Here is an 18,388-nt window from a genome sequence, read left to right on the forward strand (position 1 = left end):
GGACCCCACCCGGCACGTACCGGCCCGTCCGGCACCGTGTGCGGGAAGGCGCGCTCAGGAGGGCGGCGGCGCGGTGGAGGACCTGACGATCAGCTCGGCCGACACGTTCGCCCGACCGCCGGGCGGCGGTTCCTCCGCACCTGTCGCGATCCGGCCGGCCCGTGCGCCGGCCTGCTGCAACGGCAGTCGCGCGGTGGTCAGCGGGGGCATGGCGTCGCCGCTGAACGGGAGATCGACGAATCCGGTCACCGACACGTCGCGGGGCACCTGGAGTCCGAGGTCGCGCAGCGCGGCGCAGGCGCCCAGCGCCACACTGTCGTTGGCGCACACCACCGCGGTCAGCCGGGGGTCCTTCTGGAGCAGCGCGCGGGCGCCGTCGTATCCGGCGGCCCGGTCGAAGGAGACGTGCACCACCGGTCCGTCGGCGTCGCCGCGGGCGGCCAGTGCCTCCTGGTGGCCCTCCAGCCGGTGGCGGCTGGTGGAACGCCCTCGGGGCCCGGCCAGGTATCCGATCCGGCGGTGGCCGAGGTGGAGCAGATGCTCGGTCAGTTTGCGGGCGCCGCCGCGGTTGTCGAAGGTCAGCGTGCCGGCGCCGATGTCCTCGGGCAGCGGCGGTCGTCCGCAGAGCACCACCCGGGTGCCGGCCTCGGTGAGCCGGCGCAGCCGCGTGGTGACGGCGCGCACCGCTTCGGGGTCGTCCCGGGCGCTGCCGGTGATCACGACGGCAGCCGCGCGCTGGCGCAGCAGCAGGGTGAGGCAGGCGAGTTCGCGTTCGTGGGAGGAGCGGGTGCCGCAGACGACTGCCAACCGGCCGCCGTCCACACCGGGTTCACCCAGGGACTCCTGGACCGCGCCGGCCAGGATGCCGAAGTAGGGGTCGGCGATGTCGTGCACCAGCACGCCGACCAGGTCGGAGCTGGCAGCCGCCAGCGCGCTGGCCGGGCCGTTGACGACGTAGTCCAGTTCGGCGACCGCGCGGCGCACCCGCGACCGGGTCGCCTCCGCCACCGGGTAGTTCCCGCGCAGCACGCGCGAGACCGTGGCTGTGGAGACCCCGGCCCGTGCCGCCACGTCGGCGAGTGTCGCCGCCATGCCCGTCCCCCGTTCGTTCCGCCTCCCCGCTCAGCGGCGGAGACCGCGCTTGCCTGCTGCTCTCCCTTGTACACAGGGACACAGGCAGACTACCCTTCAGCGCACTAGTAAGCGCTTTCTATCACCCCATGCTCCTCAGCCTCAGACCTCCACGCGAAGGGCCCGCCCATGGGACAGAGAGTCGTCCGGATCGCCATGAACGGCGTGACCGGCCGGATGGGATACCGCCAACACCTGGTGCGCTCGATCCTCGCGCTCCGCGAGCAGGGCGGCCTCGACCTCGGCGACGGCGAGACGCTGTGGCCCGAACCCGTGCTCGTCGGCCGACGGGAGTACGCCCTGCGGGAGTTGGCCGAGCGCCACGGCCTCGACGCCGACGCCGTCCACACCGATCTGGACGCCGTGCTCGCCGACCCGAGCGTGGAGATCTACTTCGACGCCCAGGTCACCTCGGCCCGCGAGGACGCCCTCGGCCGGGCGATAGCCGCCGGCAAGCACATCTACACCGAGAAGCCGACCGCGGTCTCGGCCAAGGCCGCGCTCGCCCTGGCCGCGCAGGCCGAGGAGCAGGGCGTGCGCCACGGCGTCGTCCAGGACAAGATCTTCCTGCCCGGGCTCCGCAAGCTCAAGCGACTGCTGGACGGCGGCTTCTTCGGCCAAGTGCTGTCGGTGCGCGGCGAGTTCGGCTACTGGGTGTTCGAGGGCGACTGGCAGGAGGCCCAGCGCCCGTCGTGGAACTACCGCGCGGAGGACGGCGGCGGCATCGTCGTCGACATGTTCCCGCACTGGGAGTACGTGCTGGCCGAGTTGTTCGGCCGGGTCACCTCCGTCCAGGCGCACACCGCCACCCACATCCCGCGCCGGGTGGACGAGCAGGGCCGCACCTACGACGCCACCGCCGACGACGCCGCGTACGGCATCTTCGAACTGGCCGGCCCGCACGGCCCGATCGTCGCCCAGATCAACTCCTCGTGGGCGGTACGGGTCAACCGCGACGAGCTGGTGGAGTTCCAGGTCGACGGCACGGAGGGCTCGGCCGTCGCCGGGCTGCGCTCCTGCCGCGTCCAGCACCGCGCCTCCACCCCCAAACCCGTCTGGAATCCCGACCTGCCGGTCGGCACCTCCTTCCGCGAGCAGTGGCAGGAGGTGCCCGACAACGCCGAGTACGACAACGGGTTCAAGGCGCAGTGGGGGCTGTTCCTGAGGCATGTGGCCCGCGGCGAGCCCTACCACTGGGACCTGCGGGCCGGCGCGCGCGGAGTGCAGCTCGCCGAACTCGGGCTGCGCTCGGCCGCCGAGGGCCGCCGCCTGGACGTGCCGGAGCTGCCGCGATGATCCGGCTCCCGGACGCGAGCGGCGCACTGCGCACCCACCGGCCGGGCAACGGCCGTACGCTGCCGAGGAGTTCGGGCCCGGCCACCTCCCGCACGGTGTACGCCGCCGCGCACGTGGTCGCCGATCCGCTGGCCGCAGCGGCGTCCGGCGCGGGCGGTCCGGCCGCGGTGGACTGGGACGCCACCCTGGCCTTCAGACGGCACCTGTGGTCGCTGGGGCTCGGCGTCGCCGAGGCGATGGACACCGCCCAGCGCGGGATGGGCCTGGGCTGGCCGGCCGCCGCGGAGCTCGTGCGCCGCTCCTGCGCCGAGGCGCGCGGCGAGGGCGGGCGGATCGTCTGCGGCGTCGGCACCGACCAGCTCGGTGACGACCTGCCCGAGGAGCCGGCCGCCGCGCTCAAGGCGGTGCGGGAGGCGTACGAGGAGCAGTTGGCGCTGGTCGAGGAGGCCGGCGGACAGGCGGTGCTGATGGCCTCCCGCGCGCTGGCCGCCCGCGCCCGAGGGCCCGAGGACTACCTCGCGGTGCTCGAACCGCTGCTCGCCCAGGCCGCCGAACCGGTCGTACTGCACTGGCTGGGCCCGATGTTCGACCCGGCACTGGAGGGCTACTGGGGCAGCGGGGATCTCGACCGGGCGACCGAGACCTTCCTCTCGCTCATCGCGAGCCGCCCGGAGGCGGTGGCGGGGGTCAAGGTCTCGCTGCTGGACGCCGGGCGGGAGGTCGCACTGCGGCGCCGGCTGCCGACTGGCGTGCACTGCTTCACCGGTGACGACTTCCACTACCCCGAGCTGATCGAGGGGGACGAGGCAGGCGCCAGCGACGCGCTGCTGGGCGTCTTCGACCCGCTGGCGCCGCTGGCCGCCGCCGCACTGAAGCGGTTGGACACGGGCGACAGCCAGGGGTTCCGCGAAGTCCTCGACCCGACAGTGGAGTTGGCCCGCCACCTCTTCGGCCCGCCCACCCGCTACTACAAGACCGGCGTGGTCTTCCTCGCCTGGCTCGGCGGCCACCAGGAGCACTTCACCATGCTCGGCGGGCTGCAGTCGGCCAGGGCCCTGCCCCATCTGGCCCGCGCCTACGAACTCGCCGACGACCTGGGGCTGTTCCACGATCCGCAGTCGGCCGAGGACCGCATGCGCACACTGCTGGCCGTCCACGGGATACGCGGATGAGCGCGCGGGGGCGGCTCGGCCCCTTCTCCGTCAACCAGATGACCGTCAAACAGCTCTCCCTGCCGGAGCTGGTGCGCAGCTGCCGCACCCTGGGGGTCGAGCACGTCGGGCTGTGGCGGGAGCCGGTGCGCGAGTACGGCGTGGAGGCAGCCGCGGCGCTGATGCGCGAGAACGCGCTCGGCGTCAGCACCCTGTGCCGCGGCGGTTTCCTCACCGCCGCCGAACCGGCGGCGCGGCGCGAGGCGTTGGCCGACAACCGGCGCGCCATCGAGGAGGCGGCCACGCTGGGCACCGACACCCTGGTACTGGTGAGCGGCGGACTGCCGCAGGGGGATCGCGACCTCCCCGGGGCACGCGCCCGCGTCGCGGAGGCGCTGGCCGAGCTGGGGCCGTACGCGGAGGGGCACGGCGTACGGCTGGCGATCGAGCCGCTGCACCCGATGTACGCGGCCGACCGCTGTGTGGTCTCCACTCTGGAGCAGGCACTGGACCTCGCCGCCCCGTTCCCCTCGCACCAGGTCGGCGTGGTGGTGGACACCTACCACCTGTGGTGGGACGACCGGGCCGCCGAGGGGATCGCCCGGGCGGGCCGGGAGGGTCGGCTGCACTCCTTCCAACTGGCGGACTGGGTCACTCCGCTCCCCCGCGGCGTCATGACCGGTCGTGGCCAACTCGGCGACGGCAGCGTGGACTTCGGGTGGTTCGCCGAGCGGGTGGCGCGGGCCGGCTGCATCGGGCCGGTGGAGGTGGAGCTGTTCAACGAGCAGCTCTGGGCACGGGACGGCCACGAGGTACTGACCGAGACCCTCCAGCGGTGGCACGGGGTGCTGGCCGTCCCAGCCAGCGGCCCCGCCGAGGCCGGCGCTGCGGACGTCGCGGACGTCGCGGACGTCGCTGCGGGCGGGTCCGGATCGGCGCCCCTGCCCCGCTGACACCGCACCCCGTACCGGGCCGCGGAGGGGGCCGCCCGGTACGGGGGCGGCCGGGCGGACCCGCCGCGGCCCAGGGAGATCGTCAAAGCCGGGGCCCAACGCCGAGGCCACCACCGAGAAGTGGACGTTCCGCACGCACCCGTACGCGACTCCTCTCGCACCGCACCGTGGCAGTCGCTCCTCCTGCGCAGCTTCCCGTGCGCGGCCGGGCGCCCCTCGTGGCCGACGCCCTGACCCTGCTCTTCCTGCCGCCTTGCCGGTCGGGCGCGTTCGTGAACGGTGGCAGGTCGACCGCGGCGACACCTGCCGGCCGGTCCCGTGCGCGGCCGACCCGCCCCATGCCCTCGCCCTGCCGGTTCGACGCCACGCCCGTCGCCACCCGCGCACCCGCGCACCCGCCCACGTCCGCACTCGCCCTCGGCTTGGCGGTGCGGCCGACGACCCCAATGTCAGGCATCCTTGACACCACCCACTCTGTCAGGGCAACCTGACAAACATGGGAGCAGAGGACACACCGGCCTCGCTGGCCGGACAGGTGACCGACAAGGACCCCGCCGTGGGGCTCGGGGCGGTCTTCGCCCTGCGCCGACTCCTGGAGGAGCTGGAGCGGGTCCACGTCGACAACGCCCGCGAGCAGAACTGGTCGTGGCAGGCCATCGCCACCTCACTCAACGTCAGCCGCCAGTCCGTGCACGAGAAGCACGCGAGCAGGCGCAAGGCCGAAGGCAAGGAGAAGTAACGTGTTCGAGTTCTTCACCGACCGCGGGCGGCACGCCGTGGTGCTGTCGCAGGACGAGGCCGTCGCGCTCGGCCACGACTTCATCGGTACGGAGCACATCCTGCTCGGGCTGGTGGGCACCGACCGGAGCACCGCCGGGGACGTCCTGCGGGAGCAGGGCATCGACCTCGAGCGCGCCCGGGCCGAGACGGTACGGGTGCAGCAGGCCGCCGGAGTCGTCGCCACGGACGGGCAGGCCGAGAAGGACGCGCTGTCCTCCATCGGTATCGACGTCGAGGAGATCAAGCGTCGGGCCGAGCAGAACTTCGGCGAGGGGTCGTTCCACTTCCCCCGGCCCGCCTACACCGGGCGGGCCAAGCGAGTGTTGGAGCAAACCCTGGCCGAGGCACGGGAGTTGGGCCACGAGAGGTTCGGCACCGAACACATGTTGCTGGGCCTGCTGACCGTGCGGGAGGGCCGCGGCGCCGAGGTGCTGGCGGCGCTCGGCACGGAGCCGGACCGCCTGCGCGAGGCGGTGCTGGCCCGGGTGGCGGCCGACGCCTCCTAGACGATGTGGGGGCGGCCCGCTCCGTACCGCGCACGGGGGCGGCACGGAGCGGGCCGCCCCCACGGCAGCGAACGGCAGTGAACGGAGTCAGCGTGGGTGCTCCGACGTGCCCGCGGCGGGCGCGGACTTGGCGGCGGCCACGTTGGTGGGAGCGTCCGCGGCGGCGCGCTGCCCGTCACCCGGCCGGTCGCTCCCGTCCGGGAGACCGCCCTCGTCCGGCGCGTCGCCGCGCTGCGGACCGTCGCCCTCCTCCCTGTCCCGCTCGGCGTCGGAGGCGGCCGGCTCCCAGCGGATGCGGGTGCTGCACACCGCGACGATCAGCGCGGAGACGCCGACCAGCGCGAAACCCCACACCAGGCTGCTCGCCCCCGCGACGAAACCGATCAGCGGCGGGCCGGTCAGCAGTCCGGTGGTACCGGTGGCGGCCACCAGCGGCAGTACGTTCGCCTCCTGCCGTGCCGCGGCGACGTAGACGCACGGGGTCACCGCCGCGATGCCCAGACCGACGCAGGCGAAGCCCAGCAGCGCGGTGACCACACCGCCCGTCAGCAGGGCGAACGCCAGCCCGGCGGCGGCGAGCACACTGCCCACCAGCACGACCCGGCCGTCGCCCCAGCGGCTGCGCCAACTGTCGGCGAAGAGCCGGGCGATGAGCATCATTCCGGAGACCACCGCGATGCCCAGCGGGGCGATCTGCTCGGAGGCGCCCGCGATGTCCTCCAGGTAGAGCGCCGACCAGTCGTTCATGGACGCCTCGGTGACGGTGCCGAAGGCCATCGCGCCGCACATCCACAGCGTCAGGCGGCTCGGCAGCCGCCGCGCCGCACGCGTCTTCTTCTCCTGTGCCTCCGCTGCCGGCCGCCGGCCGTGGTCGGCCATCAGCCCGCCGCGCGCGCCGGCCGAGAGCAGCACCAGCAGGGCGGCGCCCACCGCGAAGTGCGCGGTGACGGAGGAGGTCACGGTGTGCAGGGCGGACGCCAGGAGGGCGGCGAGCAGTGAACCCGCACTGAAGGTGGCGTGCAGTTTGGCCATCGTGGCGCGGCCGTGGCGCTCCTCCAACGCGGCGCCCTGCGCGTTCATCGCGGTGTTGAGGCAGCCGACGAGAACTCCGTCCACGCACAGCACCAGCAGCGCGACCGGGTAGTTGGGCGCCAGGGCGAGCGCGGGGAGCACCGCCGCCAGCCCGACGGTCGACAGCAGCGCGAGCTGCCGCGAGCCGAGCCGCCCCATCAGATGGGTCACCACCGGGAAGGACACCGAGGCGCCCACCCCCGCGGCCATCAGCAGCACGCCGACCTCGGCCGGCGAGAGCCCCAGGTCGCTCTTGAGCGCCGGGATGCGCGAGACCCAGGTCGCGTACTGGAATCCGAGCGCGCAGAACAGCGCCGCGGTGGCCAACTGGCCTCTGCGGAACGGATCGTCGATACGGGCCACCTTGTGTTACCTCACTTCGCACTGCGGGGACGGTTCCACGGCGGTGGCCGTGACCGGAGCGGACATGTAGACGGCGTCGGGGCCGTACACGGCGGGCGGCACCACCGCGGGGTCGGCGGTGAAGCCCTGCGCGGCCCAGAAGCGCCGACCGCCTTCGACCGCGACCAGCGAGAGCCGTTCGAAGCCGTCCGTCCGTGCGGCGTCGGCGAGGCGGGCCAGCAGCCGCGGGCCGAGCCCGACGCGCCGGTGGGCCGGGGCGACGACCAGATCGTGGAGATGGAGGTTGCGGGTGCCGCCGTCGTCGGGGGCTCGGTGCCGCCGCAGCTCCGGGCAGTGGCCGTGGGGGTGCGCGAACGCCAGTGCGTAGCCCGCGAGTCGGCCGTGCCGCTCCAGTGCGAAGCAGGTCGAGGGCGAGGCCCCGGCCCGGGCGCGCAACAGTTCGCCGCCCTCGGAGAGGCCCGAGGCCGCGTACACCTCGTGCTCCAGGTCCGCGAGCGCCGGCCAGTGCCGCGGTTGGACCGGCCCGATCGCGCAGCCGGCGCTCATCCCCCGACCCCGCCGGTGCAGTGGCGGGGCAGCGGCGCGAAGCCGTTGAATCCCTCGGTCATGTAGCTGACGGCGTACGCACCGCAGTGCAGGACATGCACCGGGTCGCCCGAGGCCAGATCCACGGGCACCTGCGCGGGGGCGTGGGTGGCGGGGTAGGCGTCGTCGCTGTCGCAGGAGGGGCCCGCGACCACTGCCGGGACGGTCGGGGCGTCCGCGGGGTGGGTGGGGAAGCGCAGCGGATAGCGCAGGGCGTCCATCTCGTAGAGCCCGTTGAACCGGCCGACGCTGAGGTAGAGCCACGCCTGGCTGCTGCCGTCCGGGAGCCGACGCCTGGTCAGCCGCAGCGCCCGGGCGTGGATGGTGCCGTGGTCGGCGACGAGGTGGCGGCCCGGTTCGATCACCAGCCGCAGCCGCTCGCCGTGGTGGCGGCGCAGCCGGGCCGCGCCTTCGCGCAGGGTGCGCAGTATCGCCTCGATCGGCGGGGCCGCGGCTTCGCCGTCGCGGTCCAGGCCGCCCAGCGCGGGCAGTCCGCCGCCCAGGTTGACGTGGTCCGGGACCGGGCCCCGGCCGGCGAGCGCGGTCAGCACGGCGTCGAGGGAGTCGAAGGCCGCGCGCCAGGCGGCGGGGTCGGTCTGCTGCGAACCCACGTGCACCGACAGCCCGGAGGGCCGCAGCCCGGCCCGGTCGGCGGCCTCCAGTACGCGGACGGCCTCCTCGCGGGAGCAGCCGAACTTGCGGCCCAGCGCCCAGAGTGCACCGCGTCCGGTGGTCATCAGACGGCAGTAGACCCGTGCGCCGGGGGCATGACGGGCAAGGGCGGCGACGGTCTCCAGGCTGTCGGCGGCGAAGTCGGTGACGCCGAGCCGGTGCGCGTCGGCGATGTCGCGGTCGGAGACCACGGTGTTGCCGTAGTGCGTACGGGACCGCGGCGCACCGAGCCGCTGCGCCCGGTGCAGCTCGGGCACGCTTGCCGCGTCGATCCCCGCTCCCCGGTGGAGCAGCGCGCGGAGCACGTCGTCGACCGGGCACGCCTTCATCGCGAACCGGATGTCGGCACCCGGCAGTTCGCGGCGGAGGGTGTCGTACCGATGCCGGATGCCGTCCAGGTCGTAGACGATCCGGTCCGCCTCCCGCTCCTCGCCGCCGGGGCGGGGAAGGGCGGCGGGCGGCGCGAGAAGCCCGTCGGTCATCCGTCCGCCTGCCCGGTCCGGTCCTCGGCCACCGGCCGGTCGAGCAGCGCGGCGCAGCCAGGGGCGGCGTGGATCAACGCGCCCCAGTGCGCGATGAGTTCGGCGAACTCGGCCATGTCCGTCCGTGCCTCGTCCAGGAGCACGGAGCGCCGGGGCAGCAGGCTGTCGGCGAACTCCGCGTATCTGCCGCCGAGTCGGCGGTAGGCGGCGTCGACGCGAGCGAGCCGTTCGCGGTTCTCGGACCGGTCCAGGGCGGTGCTGCGCCGGACGAGGTCGGCCACCGCGGGGGCGCGCAGACGGCCCGCGCCGTCGGTCAGCGAGGGGCCTTCCTCGGCGAGCCGGTCGTAGAGGTGGTTCAGATAGAGCATCGAGAGCAGGAACTTCACGAAACGCAGCTGGTAGGCGGCGAATCCGCGGTCCGTCCGACGCTCCGGGGTGTGGAAGTTGACGATGTCGCGGTTGTGCAGGACGCCGGGGAGCCCGGTGTGCCGCACCAGGTGCAGCAGGAAGTAGTCGCTGCCGATGGTCTCGGTCGCCGGCGGCAGCGGCACCTGCTCGTGGACGCCGTGGAAGGCGACGTTGCACATGTCCACCCGCATCGGGTCGACCAGGGTCAGCGTCGAGTCGTCGGCCACGAAGGGCGATTTGCCCGCGCCCCGGAAGGACTCCTCCACCAGCGCGCGCTTGCGTCCGGCAGACCAGTCCATCGGCGCCCACAGGCTCACCACCTCGTGGTACACCTCCGGGTCCAGCCGGTCGATCTCCTCGATGTCCACCGAGGGTTCGCCGATGAACGAACCGCCCACCAGCGCCACGGGGCGCTCCGCCAACTCCTCGGCGAGCACCGTCTTCGACACGCTCTCGCCGACCGCGGAGGCCGGCCGACCCAGCGCGGCGAGCTCGTGGTGGACCGGGAAGACGGTACGCCCGGCGGGGTCCTGCTGGTAGCGGCTGTCGGAGTCCCGGCGGTGCACGGACTCGCAGCCGAGCGCAGCGGCGATGAGGAACGCCCGGTTGGTGCAGGCGCCGTAGGACAGCCGCGCGGGCAGCAGCAGCGCGAGCAGCGAGCCGGCGCCGGTGGCCCCGCTCGCCTCCGACACCGCTGCCAGAAAGGCGCGTTGGCGCTCCTCGTCCAGGTGTCGGACGGTGACGCGGGGACGGTCGGGCAGCGCGCGCAGGGTACGGGCGTGATCCGCGTGGACGGGGCCGGCGCTGCTGCCGTCGGAGGAGTCGAGGACCAGGAGTTCGACGTGGACGCCGAAGTGGTCGGCGGCGTACGCGGCTTCGTGCCCGAGCGCGGTGAGCGCCGGGGAGCAGGGGCGGTTGGTGGGCAGGGTCAGCGCGATGCGACGCACGGGCCCCCCTCGGACTCGACGGGTACGACGCCGGACTCGGCGGGTACGACGCCGGACTCGACGGGTACGACGCCGGAGTCGGCGCGGGCCGCGTCGGGTTCGACGGCGGCGCCCGATCCGGTGTGCGCCGTCTCCGGCCCGGTGGCCGGGGCGGGGTGCCAGGGACGCAGGCCGAGGAGCTTCTCGCCCAGTTCGGTCAGCTCCGCGGGCCCGTACCGCTCGGCTTCGGGGCGGTCGGCGTCGCCGAGGAGGGTGGCGTTCCAGGTCGGCGTGGTGTTGTCGTGCCAGGAGTCGACGCGCGAGCGGCGCAGCTCCGCATGGCCCTCCAGCGCGGGCATCATCGCCAGGTACTGGACGGCTCGGGCACCCCTGCCCGCGGTGTTGGGCGCGACGCCGTGGGCGAGGTGGCCATTGAAGATCAGCAGATCACCGGCCTTCAACTCCGGCCTGACGACAGGCATTTCGCCGTGGTCGACGGCGGGCCTGATCGGGTCGCGGTCCTCCGGCTGGAGGGCGGCCCAGCGGTCGAAGGTGCGGAAGAGCTCCGGGCAGCACTGGAAGCCGCCGTGCTCGGGGGTGGTGTCGTTGAGGGCGATGATGCCCTGGACCCGTTGCGGGGGGATGCCGAGTGTGGTGTCGACGTCCCAGTGGAGGTTGATGTCGAATCCGCGTTCGCGGTGCTCGATCAGGGCGCGGTCGCGGTTGCGGATGTTGGGCGGGTTGAGGTTGAGCCGGTCCAGGGTGACCCACAGCTCCTCACAGTCCCAGACGTCGACGAAGGCGTCGTACACGCGCCGGGACTGGCGGCTGTCCCACAGCAGTTGGTGGTGGTACGCCTCGACGAAGCCGTAGATGTGCAGCTCGCGGTCGAGGTCCGAGCGGAAGGTGCGCTCCTCGTACCAGGTCTCCGGGCGAGCGGGGTCCAGGCCCTGGAAGTCCCAGGCGAAGTCCAGGAGTTCGCGGGCGTGGTCGGGACTCACCGCCTCGGGGACCACGACGTACCCGTAGGTCTGCCAGAAGGCGTACTGCTCCGGCGAGAACACCCGCAGCGGCCGGGTCTTGTGCAGATCGCGCAGCCGGGTGCGGGCGAGGTAGGTCTCGCCGTCGGCACTGAAGTAGGGGACCTCGGAGGCGGCCCGGTGGAGGTGTGCGTCAGCCGATGACATCAGAGCGGCTCCGTTGGGAAGTGGGCAGGACGAGGCGGTGGCACGCCCCTCCGAGAGGTCGGAGGCTCCGTCCGGCACATTGGACTAGACCAAGGTTGGCTCATCTTTCACAGCCCCGGCACCGGTGTCAACTGCATGCACCCGGAGCCCGGTTGACGCGGGCCCGGCCGACCGGACACCCCTACCACTCGCCGCACCGACGCCGCCACAGCACCCCGGACCACCGACCGGACGACGCCGACGCGACCCACGGGAACCCGCCGCGGTAAATGCGACAACGGCTCACAGATGTACGAGCGATGACACCGGATCACTTGACAGAGCGGCTCCGTACAGGCGGAATAGTATTGGCACAGACCAATCCCTACCGTTGGGTAGCCGCGACGATCTCACGGCCGGCCCAGCACTTCCGTGCGAAAGGCGGGCCGATGGTGTCCAGCAGGCGCAGCAGTGAGGTACGACGACTCGCGCTCTCCCTCCTGCAGCCCGGTTTCGTGGGGACCACGCCCCCGGACTGGGTGCTGCGGGACATTCAGGACGGGCTGCGCTCGGTCGTCCTGTTCACCCGCAACATCGAATCGGCGGAGCAGGTCGCCGCTCTCACCGAGCGGTTGCGCGCCGAGAACCCCGAGCTCGTCGTCGCGATCGACGAGGAGTCCGGCGACGTCACCCGCATCGAGTCCGCCACCGGCTCCTCGCGCCCGGGCAACTTCGCCCTCGGCCATGTGGACGACACCGAGCTGACCGCACAGGTCGCCAGGGACCTCGGCCGCGATCTGCGGGCCGCAGGCGTCACCCTCAACTACGCGCCCAGCGTGGACGTCAACTCCAATCCGGACAACCCGGTCATCGGCGTACGGTCCTTCGGCACCGACCCCGAGGTCGTCTCCCGGCACGCCGCCGCATGGGTGGACGGACTCCAGTCCTCCGGCGTCGCCGCCTGCGCCAAGCACTTCCCCGGCCACGGCGACGTCGCCGTCGACAGCCACCACGGGCTGCCGAGCTACGACGCGGACCGCGCCGAGATCGCCGCCCACGCACTGCCCCCGTTCCTGGCCGCGCTGCGGGCCGGTGCGCGCGCCGTGATGAGCGCCCATCTGCTGGTACCGGCCTGGGACCCGGAGGTCCCGGCCACCCTCAGCCGACGGGTGCTGGGCGATCTGCTCCGCGGTGAGCTGGGGTTCGACGGGCTCATCGTCACCGACGCCATCGAAATGGCTGCCGTCACCGAGCGGTACGGCATCGAGGGCGCCTCGGTGCGCGCCGTCACGGCCGGCGCCGACGCGCTCTGCGTGGGCGGCGAGAACGCGGACGAGCAGACCCCCGCCCGCATCGCCGACGCACTGGTGGACGCGGTCGCCTCGGGCCGGCTGACGGAGGAGCGGCTGGCCGAAGCGGCGGCCCGCGTCGCGGAGTTCGCCGACTGGTCCACCCGCCTCGCCCGCACTCCCGCGCCGCCGGCCGAGAACATCGAGAGCATCGGCCTCACCGGAGCGCGGCGCGCGATCCGGCTCACCGGGGCCGCCCGGAGCGCACTGCCGCTGGCCGACTCCCCGCACGTCGTCGAGCTGGCCCCGCTGACCCATCTCGCCATCGCCCAGGAAACGCCGTGGGGCGTCGCCGACTCGCTGCTGCGGCACCTGCCGAGCACCACCTCGGTGCGGGTGCGGCAGGAGGACCTCGGCTCGGCGGCCACGGCGGAGGTCTGCGGGCTCACCCGGGCAACGGGCCGTCCGCTGGTGGTCGTGGTCCGCGACGCGGCCCGCCACTCCTGGATGTCCCGTGCTCTCGGTGAGCTGACCCGGGCCCGCCCGGACGCGATCGTGGTGGAGATGGGCCTGCCCGGCGAACTGCCGGGCGCGGTCGGCATCTGCACCCACGGCGCCTCCACCGCCTCCGGCACCGCGGTGACCGAACTGCTGGTGGGCGCCCGCGCGGCAAGCTGAGCCGCCGGCGGGCCCGCCCGTCCCGCCGGAGCCCGACCACGTCGCAGCCCGCAGCCCGTCGCAGCCCGTACGCCGTCGGAGCCCGTACGCCGTCACCGGTGTGCGGGCTCTACGGCGTACCCGTACGAGGTACGCGGCGCACGAAGTACGCGCCGTACGCGGCGCACGCCGTACGAGGCGCATGCGCCGACGAGGGGCGGTGTCGTCCGCGGGGGCTACACCGCCGGGAGCAGAACAGCCGCGATCCGCCGCCCGGTTACTCCCGGGGCCGGACGCCGACCGCCCCCTCCGCGACGAGGGTGGGCGCATGAACACGACACCCGAGAACACCCCGCCGCCTCGCACCGGACGAGCCCGACCCGGGCCCCTGGGGCGGCTGTTGAGGATGCTCTGCGCCCGGCCGCGACGAGCGCTCGTCGCAGTGTTCCTCTTCGTCGCGGTGGCGGGTGCGGTCGGAGGACCGGTGGTCGGCGCACTGGAGAGCGACGGCGGGTTCACCCCGGCCGACGCCGAGTCGGTGCGCGCGGTCGAGAGAATCGAGAAGGCCACCGGCCGCCAACCCGCGCCGGGAGTCGTCCTCGTGGTCCGAACACCCTCCGGCTCGGACCCCGCCTCGGACCGCGACTCCGGCTCCGGATCGGACTCCGGATCGGCCTCGGACTCCGGATCGGCCTCGGACTCCGGCGGTACGGCGGTCGGAAGGGCCGTCGAGGAACTGGCGGGTATCGACGGCATCGCCGGGGCGGAGCCGGCCGGCACTGCCTCGGACGGCTCCTCGGCGCTGGTCGTCGGCACTCTCGACGCGCGGGCCACCCCCGCGGAGGTGGCCGAGGAGGCCGTCGAGGTCTTCGGTGACCGGGCGGACATCACCGTGGGGGGCGGTGCGGTGGCCGGTCTCCAGATGGGCGGGCAGATCGGACAGGACCTCGCCCGTGCCGAGTTGCTCGCCTTCCCGGCCCTGGTGCTGCTCTCGCTGCTGTTCTTCCGCGGCCGCGGCGCCGTTCTGCCGGTCGTCGTCGGCCTCACGACGGTTCTCGGTACCTTCCTCGCACTGACCGGTGTCCACCAGTTCTACGGAATCAGCGTCTTCGCCCTCAACCTGGTGATCGGGCTGGGGCTCGGGCTGGCGATCGACTACACGCTGTTCCTGCTGACGCGCTACCGCGAGGAGTTGGGGCGGCGTGGCGCGACCTTCGAGGCGGTGGCCGCCACGATGCGCACGGCCGGTCGCACGGTGGTCTTCTCCGCTGCGACGGTGGCGGTCGCCCTGGCGACACTCACACTCTTCCCCCTGCGCTTCCTGACCTCGATGGGGCTGGCCGGTGTGGTCGTCACAGTGGTCTCGGCGGTGGCCGCGCTGGTCGTCAGCCCGGTGTTCTTCGCCCTGTGGGGCGTCAAACTGGCCCGTCCGCAGCGGCGTTCGGCATCCGCGGGACGGGACGGCCGGGACCTCGGCGGGGAGGACGACGCCGGGAACGGCCGGGAGGGCGGACGGGCCGAGCGTCGGTGGTACCGCTTGGCGCACACGGTCATGCGCCGTCCCGGGCTCTTCGCCGTCGCGACCGCGTTGGTGATGCTCGCCCTCAGCACACCGGCCCTGCGCAGCGAGTGGACCCCTGTCGACGACAGTGTCGTGCCGCAGAGCCTCAGCGCCCGGCAGGTGACCGATGTGATCGCGGAGGACTACGAGGACCCCGGCACCACCGCGGTCACCGTGGTCGTCGCCGCCTCGGGCCCCGGCGACCGCGGCGCCGCCGAACTGGCCGCGCGTGCTTCCGGGTTGGGGCACGTGGCCGCTCCGGCACGCGCCGAGGAGCTGGGCGGCGGCATCTGGCGGATCGACCTGGAGGTCGACGGCGACCCTGCCGGTGAGGCGGCCCGTACCGTCGTGACAGAGGTCCGCGAGCTGGCCGCGGACAGCGACACGGACGCGTTGACCACCGGCCCCGCCGCGGAGTTCGTCGACCAGCAGGACGCCATCGCCGCCACGCTGCTGCCGGCCGTCGCCCTGCTGGTGCTGCTCACCCTGCTGGTGCTGTGGCTGATGACCGGCTCGGTCGTCCTGCCGCTCAAGGCGGTGCTGATGAACGTGCTGACGGTCGGGGTCTCCCTGGGCGCGATCACCTGGATCTACCAGGACGGCCGGCTGACCGGTCTGCTCGGCTACACGCCCAACGGCGGCGTGGAACCCACCAACTTCCTGATCTCCGCGGCAGTCGTCTTCGCCCTCTCCACCGACTACGGCGTCTTCCTTCTCGGCCGGATAAAGGAGACCCGCGACACCGGGCTGCCGGAACGCGAGTCGGTCGCGGTCGGGCTGGGCCGTACCGGCAGCGTGGTCACCGCGGCGGCGATCCTGCTGGCGGTGGCGATCGGGGCGTTCAGCGTCAGCGAGGTCTCGTTCATCCAGCAGATCGGCATCGCCGTGGCGGTCGGCGTACTGGTCGACGCGTTCGTCGTGCGCTCCCTGCTCGTTCCGGCGCTGATGGGCCTGATGGGCAAGTGGAACTGGTGGTCACCGATGTGGCTGCGCAGGGTGCACGACCGGGTCGGACTCACCGAGTCCGACGGGTCCACCGCACCGCCGCCGGTCCGGACGCCCGCCTGAGCGCACCGGTGTGCGGTCGGCGCACGGGGGGAGGCCGGGCCGCGGACGTGAACCACACGTTCCGCGGCCCGACTTCGGCTTCCGGCCCGCCGGGCCGGTGGCCCGCGCCGTCGTGCACGTACTCCCCCGGGAGGATGTCCGGGTGCGCCGCGCTCACTACCTTGGGCGAGGTGTCGACCCCGCCCTCCGCGCCACCGGTCCGCGACCTTCGCCCCCTGCTGGTCGACGTCGCCGCGGTCGTGTCCTGCGTCGCCGTGATGACGACCGACATGGTGCTCTCGCACAAGACCGAGGCGACCGCCGCCGGCTTCGCCTCGATCGTCGCCGGGGCGCTGCCGATCATGCAGAGCCGGCGTGCGCCGATCGGGGCGTTCGCGCTGGCGATGGCGCTCATCTTCGGAATTCTGAGCTTCGCCGGGATCTACGCCACGGTTGCGTGTCCCGCCATGCTCTGCGCCTACGTGCTGGCGGGCGCACGCGGCCGGAGGGTCGCGGCGTTCGCAGCGCTCGCGGCGATGCCCACGGTGCTGCTGATGCTCGACCTCTACAGCCCGTACCCCCTCCTGGGCTGGGACACGGCCAAGAACCTGTCCTTCGTCTGTCTGCCGCTCGCCCTCGGTGTCGCCTCGCACGACCGTCGCGCGCACACCGCCGCCCTGGTCGAACGCGCGGAGGCGGCCGAGCGCAGCCGCGAGGAGGAGGCGCTGCGCCGCGTGGGCGAGGAGCGGCTGCGCATCGCCCAGGACGTCCACGACGTCGTGGCACACGCCATGGTCGCCATCAACGTCCAGGCAGGCGTCGGGGCCCACCTCGCCGACCGGGACCCCGGGCGAGCCCGTGGCACACTGCGCGACATCAAGCGGGTCAGCGGTGAGGCGCTCGGTGAACTCCGTTCCGTGCTGGGCCTGTTGCGCGAGGATTCCGACTCCTGCGACCCGTCCGCCCGAACACGGCCCACCCGCCTCATGAGCGGAGTGGAAGAGCTGCGGGAGAGTCTGGGCGCCGCCGGGGTGGAGCTGGAGATCCGTCTGGACGAGGGGATCGAGGCACTTCCGGCCGCCGTGGGGGCGACCGGCTACCGCATAGTCCAGGAGGCACTGACCAACGTGATGCGCCATGTGGGACCCACCTCCGCGCAGGTCCGCGCGACCCTGCGCGCCGGTGTGCTGGAGATCGAGGTGGACAACGACCGGGGGCTCGGCCCCACTGCGCTCACCACCACCGGCTCGGGCAACGGTCTGCGCGGTATGCGCGAGAGAGCTGCCGCGGTGGGCGGTTCACTCACCGCCGGCCCGCGCGAGCAGGGCGGCTGGCGGGTCGCCGCGTCGCTGCCGGTGGGTCGTCCGTGAGCGCCCCGATCCGTGTACTGCTGGTCGACGACCAGACGCTGGTCCGCGCGGGTTTCCGGGCCCTGCTCGACTCCGAACCGGATATCGAGGTGGTGGGCGAGGCGGTGGACGGCGCCGAGGGCGTCCGGTTGGCCGTGGAGAGGTCGCCCGACGTGGTGCTGATGGACATTCGGATGCCGCAGTTCGACGGTCTCCGGGCCACCGGCAGCATCACCGCGCACCCCTCGCTCGCGGACACCAGAGTGGTGGTGCTGACGACGTTCGAGCTGGACGAGTACATCTTCGCCGCGCTGCGTGCCGGTGCGGCCGGCTTCCTGCTCAAGGACGTCGAACCGCAGGCGCTGCTGGACGCCGTGCGGCTGGTGCACGACGGGCAGGCGCTGCTGGCGCCCAGGGTCACCAAACGCCTCATCGAGGCGTACGTGGCGACGGACCGGCAGGCCACCGACCGGGCGACTGCGGGCGCGCATCCCGTGCCGGCACCGGGTGCGGACCGGGGGGCTCCGGTCGGGCCCGCGGCGGTCGCACCGGACGCGCACCGACTGGCGGCGCTCACACCGCGCGAGCGCGAGGTCCTCGCACTCGTCGGGCGCGGTCTGTCCAACCAGGAGATCGCGGAGCATCTGGTCCTGTCACCGCTGACCTCCAAGACGCATGTCTCCCGGCTCTTCCTCAAGCTCGGGGCACGCGACCGCGCCCAACTGGTCGTCATCGCCTATGAGACGGGCCTGGTCGGCACCAGCCCCGCCCCCGCCGACCGCGCCCGCTGACCACACCCGGGAGCCGGCCCGTCGGCCGCACCGCCGGGAGCGGTACGGCAGGGAGGGAAGGGGGCGCGGCAGGACGCGGTCCGCAGGGGGCGGCAGGGCGAGGGAGGTACGCGTCCGAGAGCGGGGCGATGGGCAGCAGTGGGCCGGGCGGTGCGGGCAGCGCCCTTGGGCGGGGCCCGCCGTCGGGCACGGCCCCGCCGGGGG

At 73.5% G+C, this 18,388-nt stretch carries 15 protein-coding genes; 9 read left to right on the plus strand and 6 right to left on the minus strand.

Annotation, left to right across the window (positions count from 1 at the left end; genetic code table 11):
• Nucleotides 1-54 precede the first annotated feature (54 nt).
• On the minus strand, nucleotides 55-1,092 hold the full coding sequence (locus JGS22_RS01050; RefSeq protein ID WP_211038760.1) for a LacI family DNA-binding transcriptional regulator: 1,038 nt from the start codon (nucleotides 1,090-1,092) through the stop codon (nucleotides 55-57).
• A gap of 168 nt (nucleotides 1,093-1,260) precedes the next feature.
• Between JGS22_RS01050 and JGS22_RS01055 the strand changes: the two genes are divergently transcribed.
• The 5 genes from JGS22_RS01055 to JGS22_RS27240 all read left to right on the plus strand — a co-directional run bounded on the left by JGS22_RS01055 (nucleotide 1,261) and on the right by JGS22_RS27240 (nucleotide 5,817).
• Nucleotides 1,261-2,427, plus strand: a complete 1,167-nt coding sequence (locus tag JGS22_RS01055; protein ID WP_211038762.1) for a Gfo/Idh/MocA family protein — start codon at nucleotides 1,261-1,263, stop codon at nucleotides 2,425-2,427.
• Nucleotides 2,424-3,599: a dihydrodipicolinate synthase family protein gene (locus JGS22_RS01060; RefSeq protein ID WP_211038763.1), complete on the plus strand. Its 1,176-nt coding sequence runs from the start codon at nucleotides 2,424-2,426 to the stop codon at nucleotides 3,597-3,599. Before JGS22_RS01055 ends, JGS22_RS01060 begins: the two co-directional genes overlap by 4 nt.
• On the plus strand, nucleotides 3,596-4,531 hold the full coding sequence (locus JGS22_RS01065; protein ID WP_211038766.1) for a sugar phosphate isomerase/epimerase family protein: 936 nt from the start codon (nucleotides 3,596-3,598) through the stop codon (nucleotides 4,529-4,531). The genes JGS22_RS01060 and JGS22_RS01065 overlap by 4 nt, the downstream gene beginning before the upstream one ends.
• 496 nt (nucleotides 4,532-5,027) lie before the next feature.
• Nucleotides 5,028-5,270 carry a hypothetical protein gene (locus JGS22_RS01070; protein ID WP_211038768.1) on the plus strand — a complete coding sequence of 81 codons (243 nt, stop codon included), beginning with the start codon at nucleotides 5,028-5,030 and terminating at the stop codon, nucleotides 5,268-5,270.
• 1 nt (nucleotide 5,271) lies between these two features.
• Nucleotides 5,272-5,817: a Clp protease N-terminal domain-containing protein gene (locus tag JGS22_RS27240; RefSeq protein WP_211038769.1), complete on the plus strand. Its 546-nt coding sequence runs from the start codon at nucleotides 5,272-5,274 to the stop codon at nucleotides 5,815-5,817.
• An 87-nt stretch (nucleotides 5,818-5,904) separates the two neighbouring features.
• Here JGS22_RS27240 and JGS22_RS01080 read toward each other — a convergent pair whose 3' ends face one another.
• Genes JGS22_RS01080 through JGS22_RS01100 form a run of 5 tightly spaced genes read right to left on the minus strand, consistent with a single transcriptional unit; the run spans nucleotide 5,905 to nucleotide 11,511 of the window.
• Nucleotides 5,905-7,251: an MFS transporter gene (locus tag JGS22_RS01080; RefSeq protein WP_211038772.1), complete on the minus strand. Its 1,347-nt coding sequence runs from the start codon at nucleotides 7,249-7,251 to the stop codon at nucleotides 5,905-5,907.
• A gap of 6 nt (nucleotides 7,252-7,257) precedes the next feature.
• Nucleotides 7,258-7,797 (minus strand): GNAT family N-acetyltransferase, encoded by a 540-nt coding sequence (locus JGS22_RS01085; protein WP_211038775.1) that lies wholly within the window; start codon nucleotides 7,795-7,797, stop codon nucleotides 7,258-7,260.
• Nucleotides 7,794-8,990 (minus strand): type III PLP-dependent enzyme domain-containing protein, encoded by a 1,197-nt coding sequence (locus JGS22_RS01090; RefSeq protein WP_216814798.1) that lies wholly within the window; start codon nucleotides 8,988-8,990, stop codon nucleotides 7,794-7,796. Before JGS22_RS01090 ends, JGS22_RS01085 begins: the two co-directional genes overlap by 4 nt.
• The gene (locus tag JGS22_RS01095; protein ID WP_308405456.1) at nucleotides 8,987-10,345 is read right to left on the minus strand and encodes a DUF6271 family protein; all 1,359 of its coding nucleotides are present in this window, start codon (nucleotides 10,343-10,345) and stop codon (nucleotides 8,987-8,989) included. Before JGS22_RS01095 ends, JGS22_RS01090 begins: the two co-directional genes overlap by 4 nt.
• Complete coding sequence (locus JGS22_RS01100; protein ID WP_211042805.1) at nucleotides 10,327-11,511, minus strand: phytanoyl-CoA dioxygenase family protein; 1,185 nt, start codon at nucleotides 11,509-11,511, stop codon at nucleotides 10,327-10,329. Before JGS22_RS01100 ends, JGS22_RS01095 begins: the two co-directional genes overlap by 19 nt.
• Before the next feature lie 428 nt (nucleotides 11,512-11,939).
• Between JGS22_RS01100 and JGS22_RS01105 the strand changes: the two genes are divergently transcribed.
• The 4 genes from JGS22_RS01105 to JGS22_RS01120 all read left to right on the plus strand — a co-directional run bounded on the left by JGS22_RS01105 (nucleotide 11,940) and on the right by JGS22_RS01120 (nucleotide 18,184).
• The gene (locus JGS22_RS01105) at nucleotides 11,940-13,457 is read left to right on the plus strand and encodes a glycoside hydrolase family 3 protein (protein WP_211042802.1); all 1,518 of its coding nucleotides are present in this window, start codon (nucleotides 11,940-11,942) and stop codon (nucleotides 13,455-13,457) included.
• A gap of 307 nt (nucleotides 13,458-13,764) precedes the next feature.
• Complete coding sequence (locus tag JGS22_RS01110; RefSeq protein ID WP_211042800.1) at nucleotides 13,765-16,065, plus strand: MMPL family transporter; 2,301 nt, start codon at nucleotides 13,765-13,767, stop codon at nucleotides 16,063-16,065.
• Nucleotides 16,066-16,235: 170 nt separating this feature from the next.
• Complete coding sequence (locus tag JGS22_RS25800) at nucleotides 16,236-17,414, plus strand: sensor histidine kinase (RefSeq protein ID WP_211042798.1); 1,179 nt, start codon at nucleotides 16,236-16,238, stop codon at nucleotides 17,412-17,414.
• The gene (locus JGS22_RS01120) at nucleotides 17,411-18,184 is read left to right on the plus strand and encodes a response regulator (RefSeq protein WP_211042796.1); all 774 of its coding nucleotides are present in this window, start codon (nucleotides 17,411-17,413) and stop codon (nucleotides 18,182-18,184) included. Before JGS22_RS25800 ends, JGS22_RS01120 begins: the two co-directional genes overlap by 4 nt.
• The last annotated feature ends 204 nt before the right edge of the window (nucleotides 18,185-18,388 follow it).

Source organism: Streptomyces tardus, assembly GCF_018101125.2.
GTDB lineage: Bacteria > Actinomycetota > Actinomycetes > Streptomycetales > Streptomycetaceae > Streptomyces > Streptomyces tardus.

Excerpts from the sequence above, each read along its gene's own strand:
- JGS22_RS01085 (WP_211038775.1), bottom strand. The coding sequence starts at position 7,797 with ATGAGCGCCGGCTGCGCGATCGGGCCGGTCCAACCGCGGCACTGGCCG.
- JGS22_RS01060 (WP_211038763.1), top strand. The coding sequence starts at position 2,424 with ATGATCCGGCTCCCGGACGCGAGCGGCGCACTGCGCACCCACCGGCCG.
- JGS22_RS01090 (WP_216814798.1), bottom strand. The coding sequence starts at position 8,990 with ATGACCGACGGGCTTCTCGCGCCGCCCGCCGCCCTTCCCCGCCCCGGC.
- JGS22_RS01070 (WP_211038768.1), top strand. The coding sequence starts at position 5,028 with ATGGGAGCAGAGGACACACCGGCCTCGCTGGCCGGACAGGTGACCGAC.
- JGS22_RS01110 (WP_211042800.1), top strand. The coding sequence starts at position 13,765 with ATGAACACGACACCCGAGAACACCCCGCCGCCTCGCACCGGACGAGCC.
- JGS22_RS01055 (WP_211038762.1), top strand. The coding sequence starts at position 1,261 with ATGGGACAGAGAGTCGTCCGGATCGCCATGAACGGCGTGACCGGCCGG.
- JGS22_RS01065 (WP_211038766.1), top strand. The coding sequence starts at position 3,596 with ATGAGCGCGCGGGGGCGGCTCGGCCCCTTCTCCGTCAACCAGATGACC.
- JGS22_RS01100 (WP_211042805.1), bottom strand. The coding sequence starts at position 11,511 with ATGTCATCGGCTGACGCACACCTCCACCGGGCCGCCTCCGAGGTCCCC.
- JGS22_RS01105 (WP_211042802.1), top strand. The coding sequence starts at position 11,940 with ATGGTGTCCAGCAGGCGCAGCAGTGAGGTACGACGACTCGCGCTCTCC.
- JGS22_RS01050 (WP_211038760.1), bottom strand. The coding sequence starts at position 1,092 with ATGGCGGCGACACTCGCCGACGTGGCGGCACGGGCCGGGGTCTCCACA.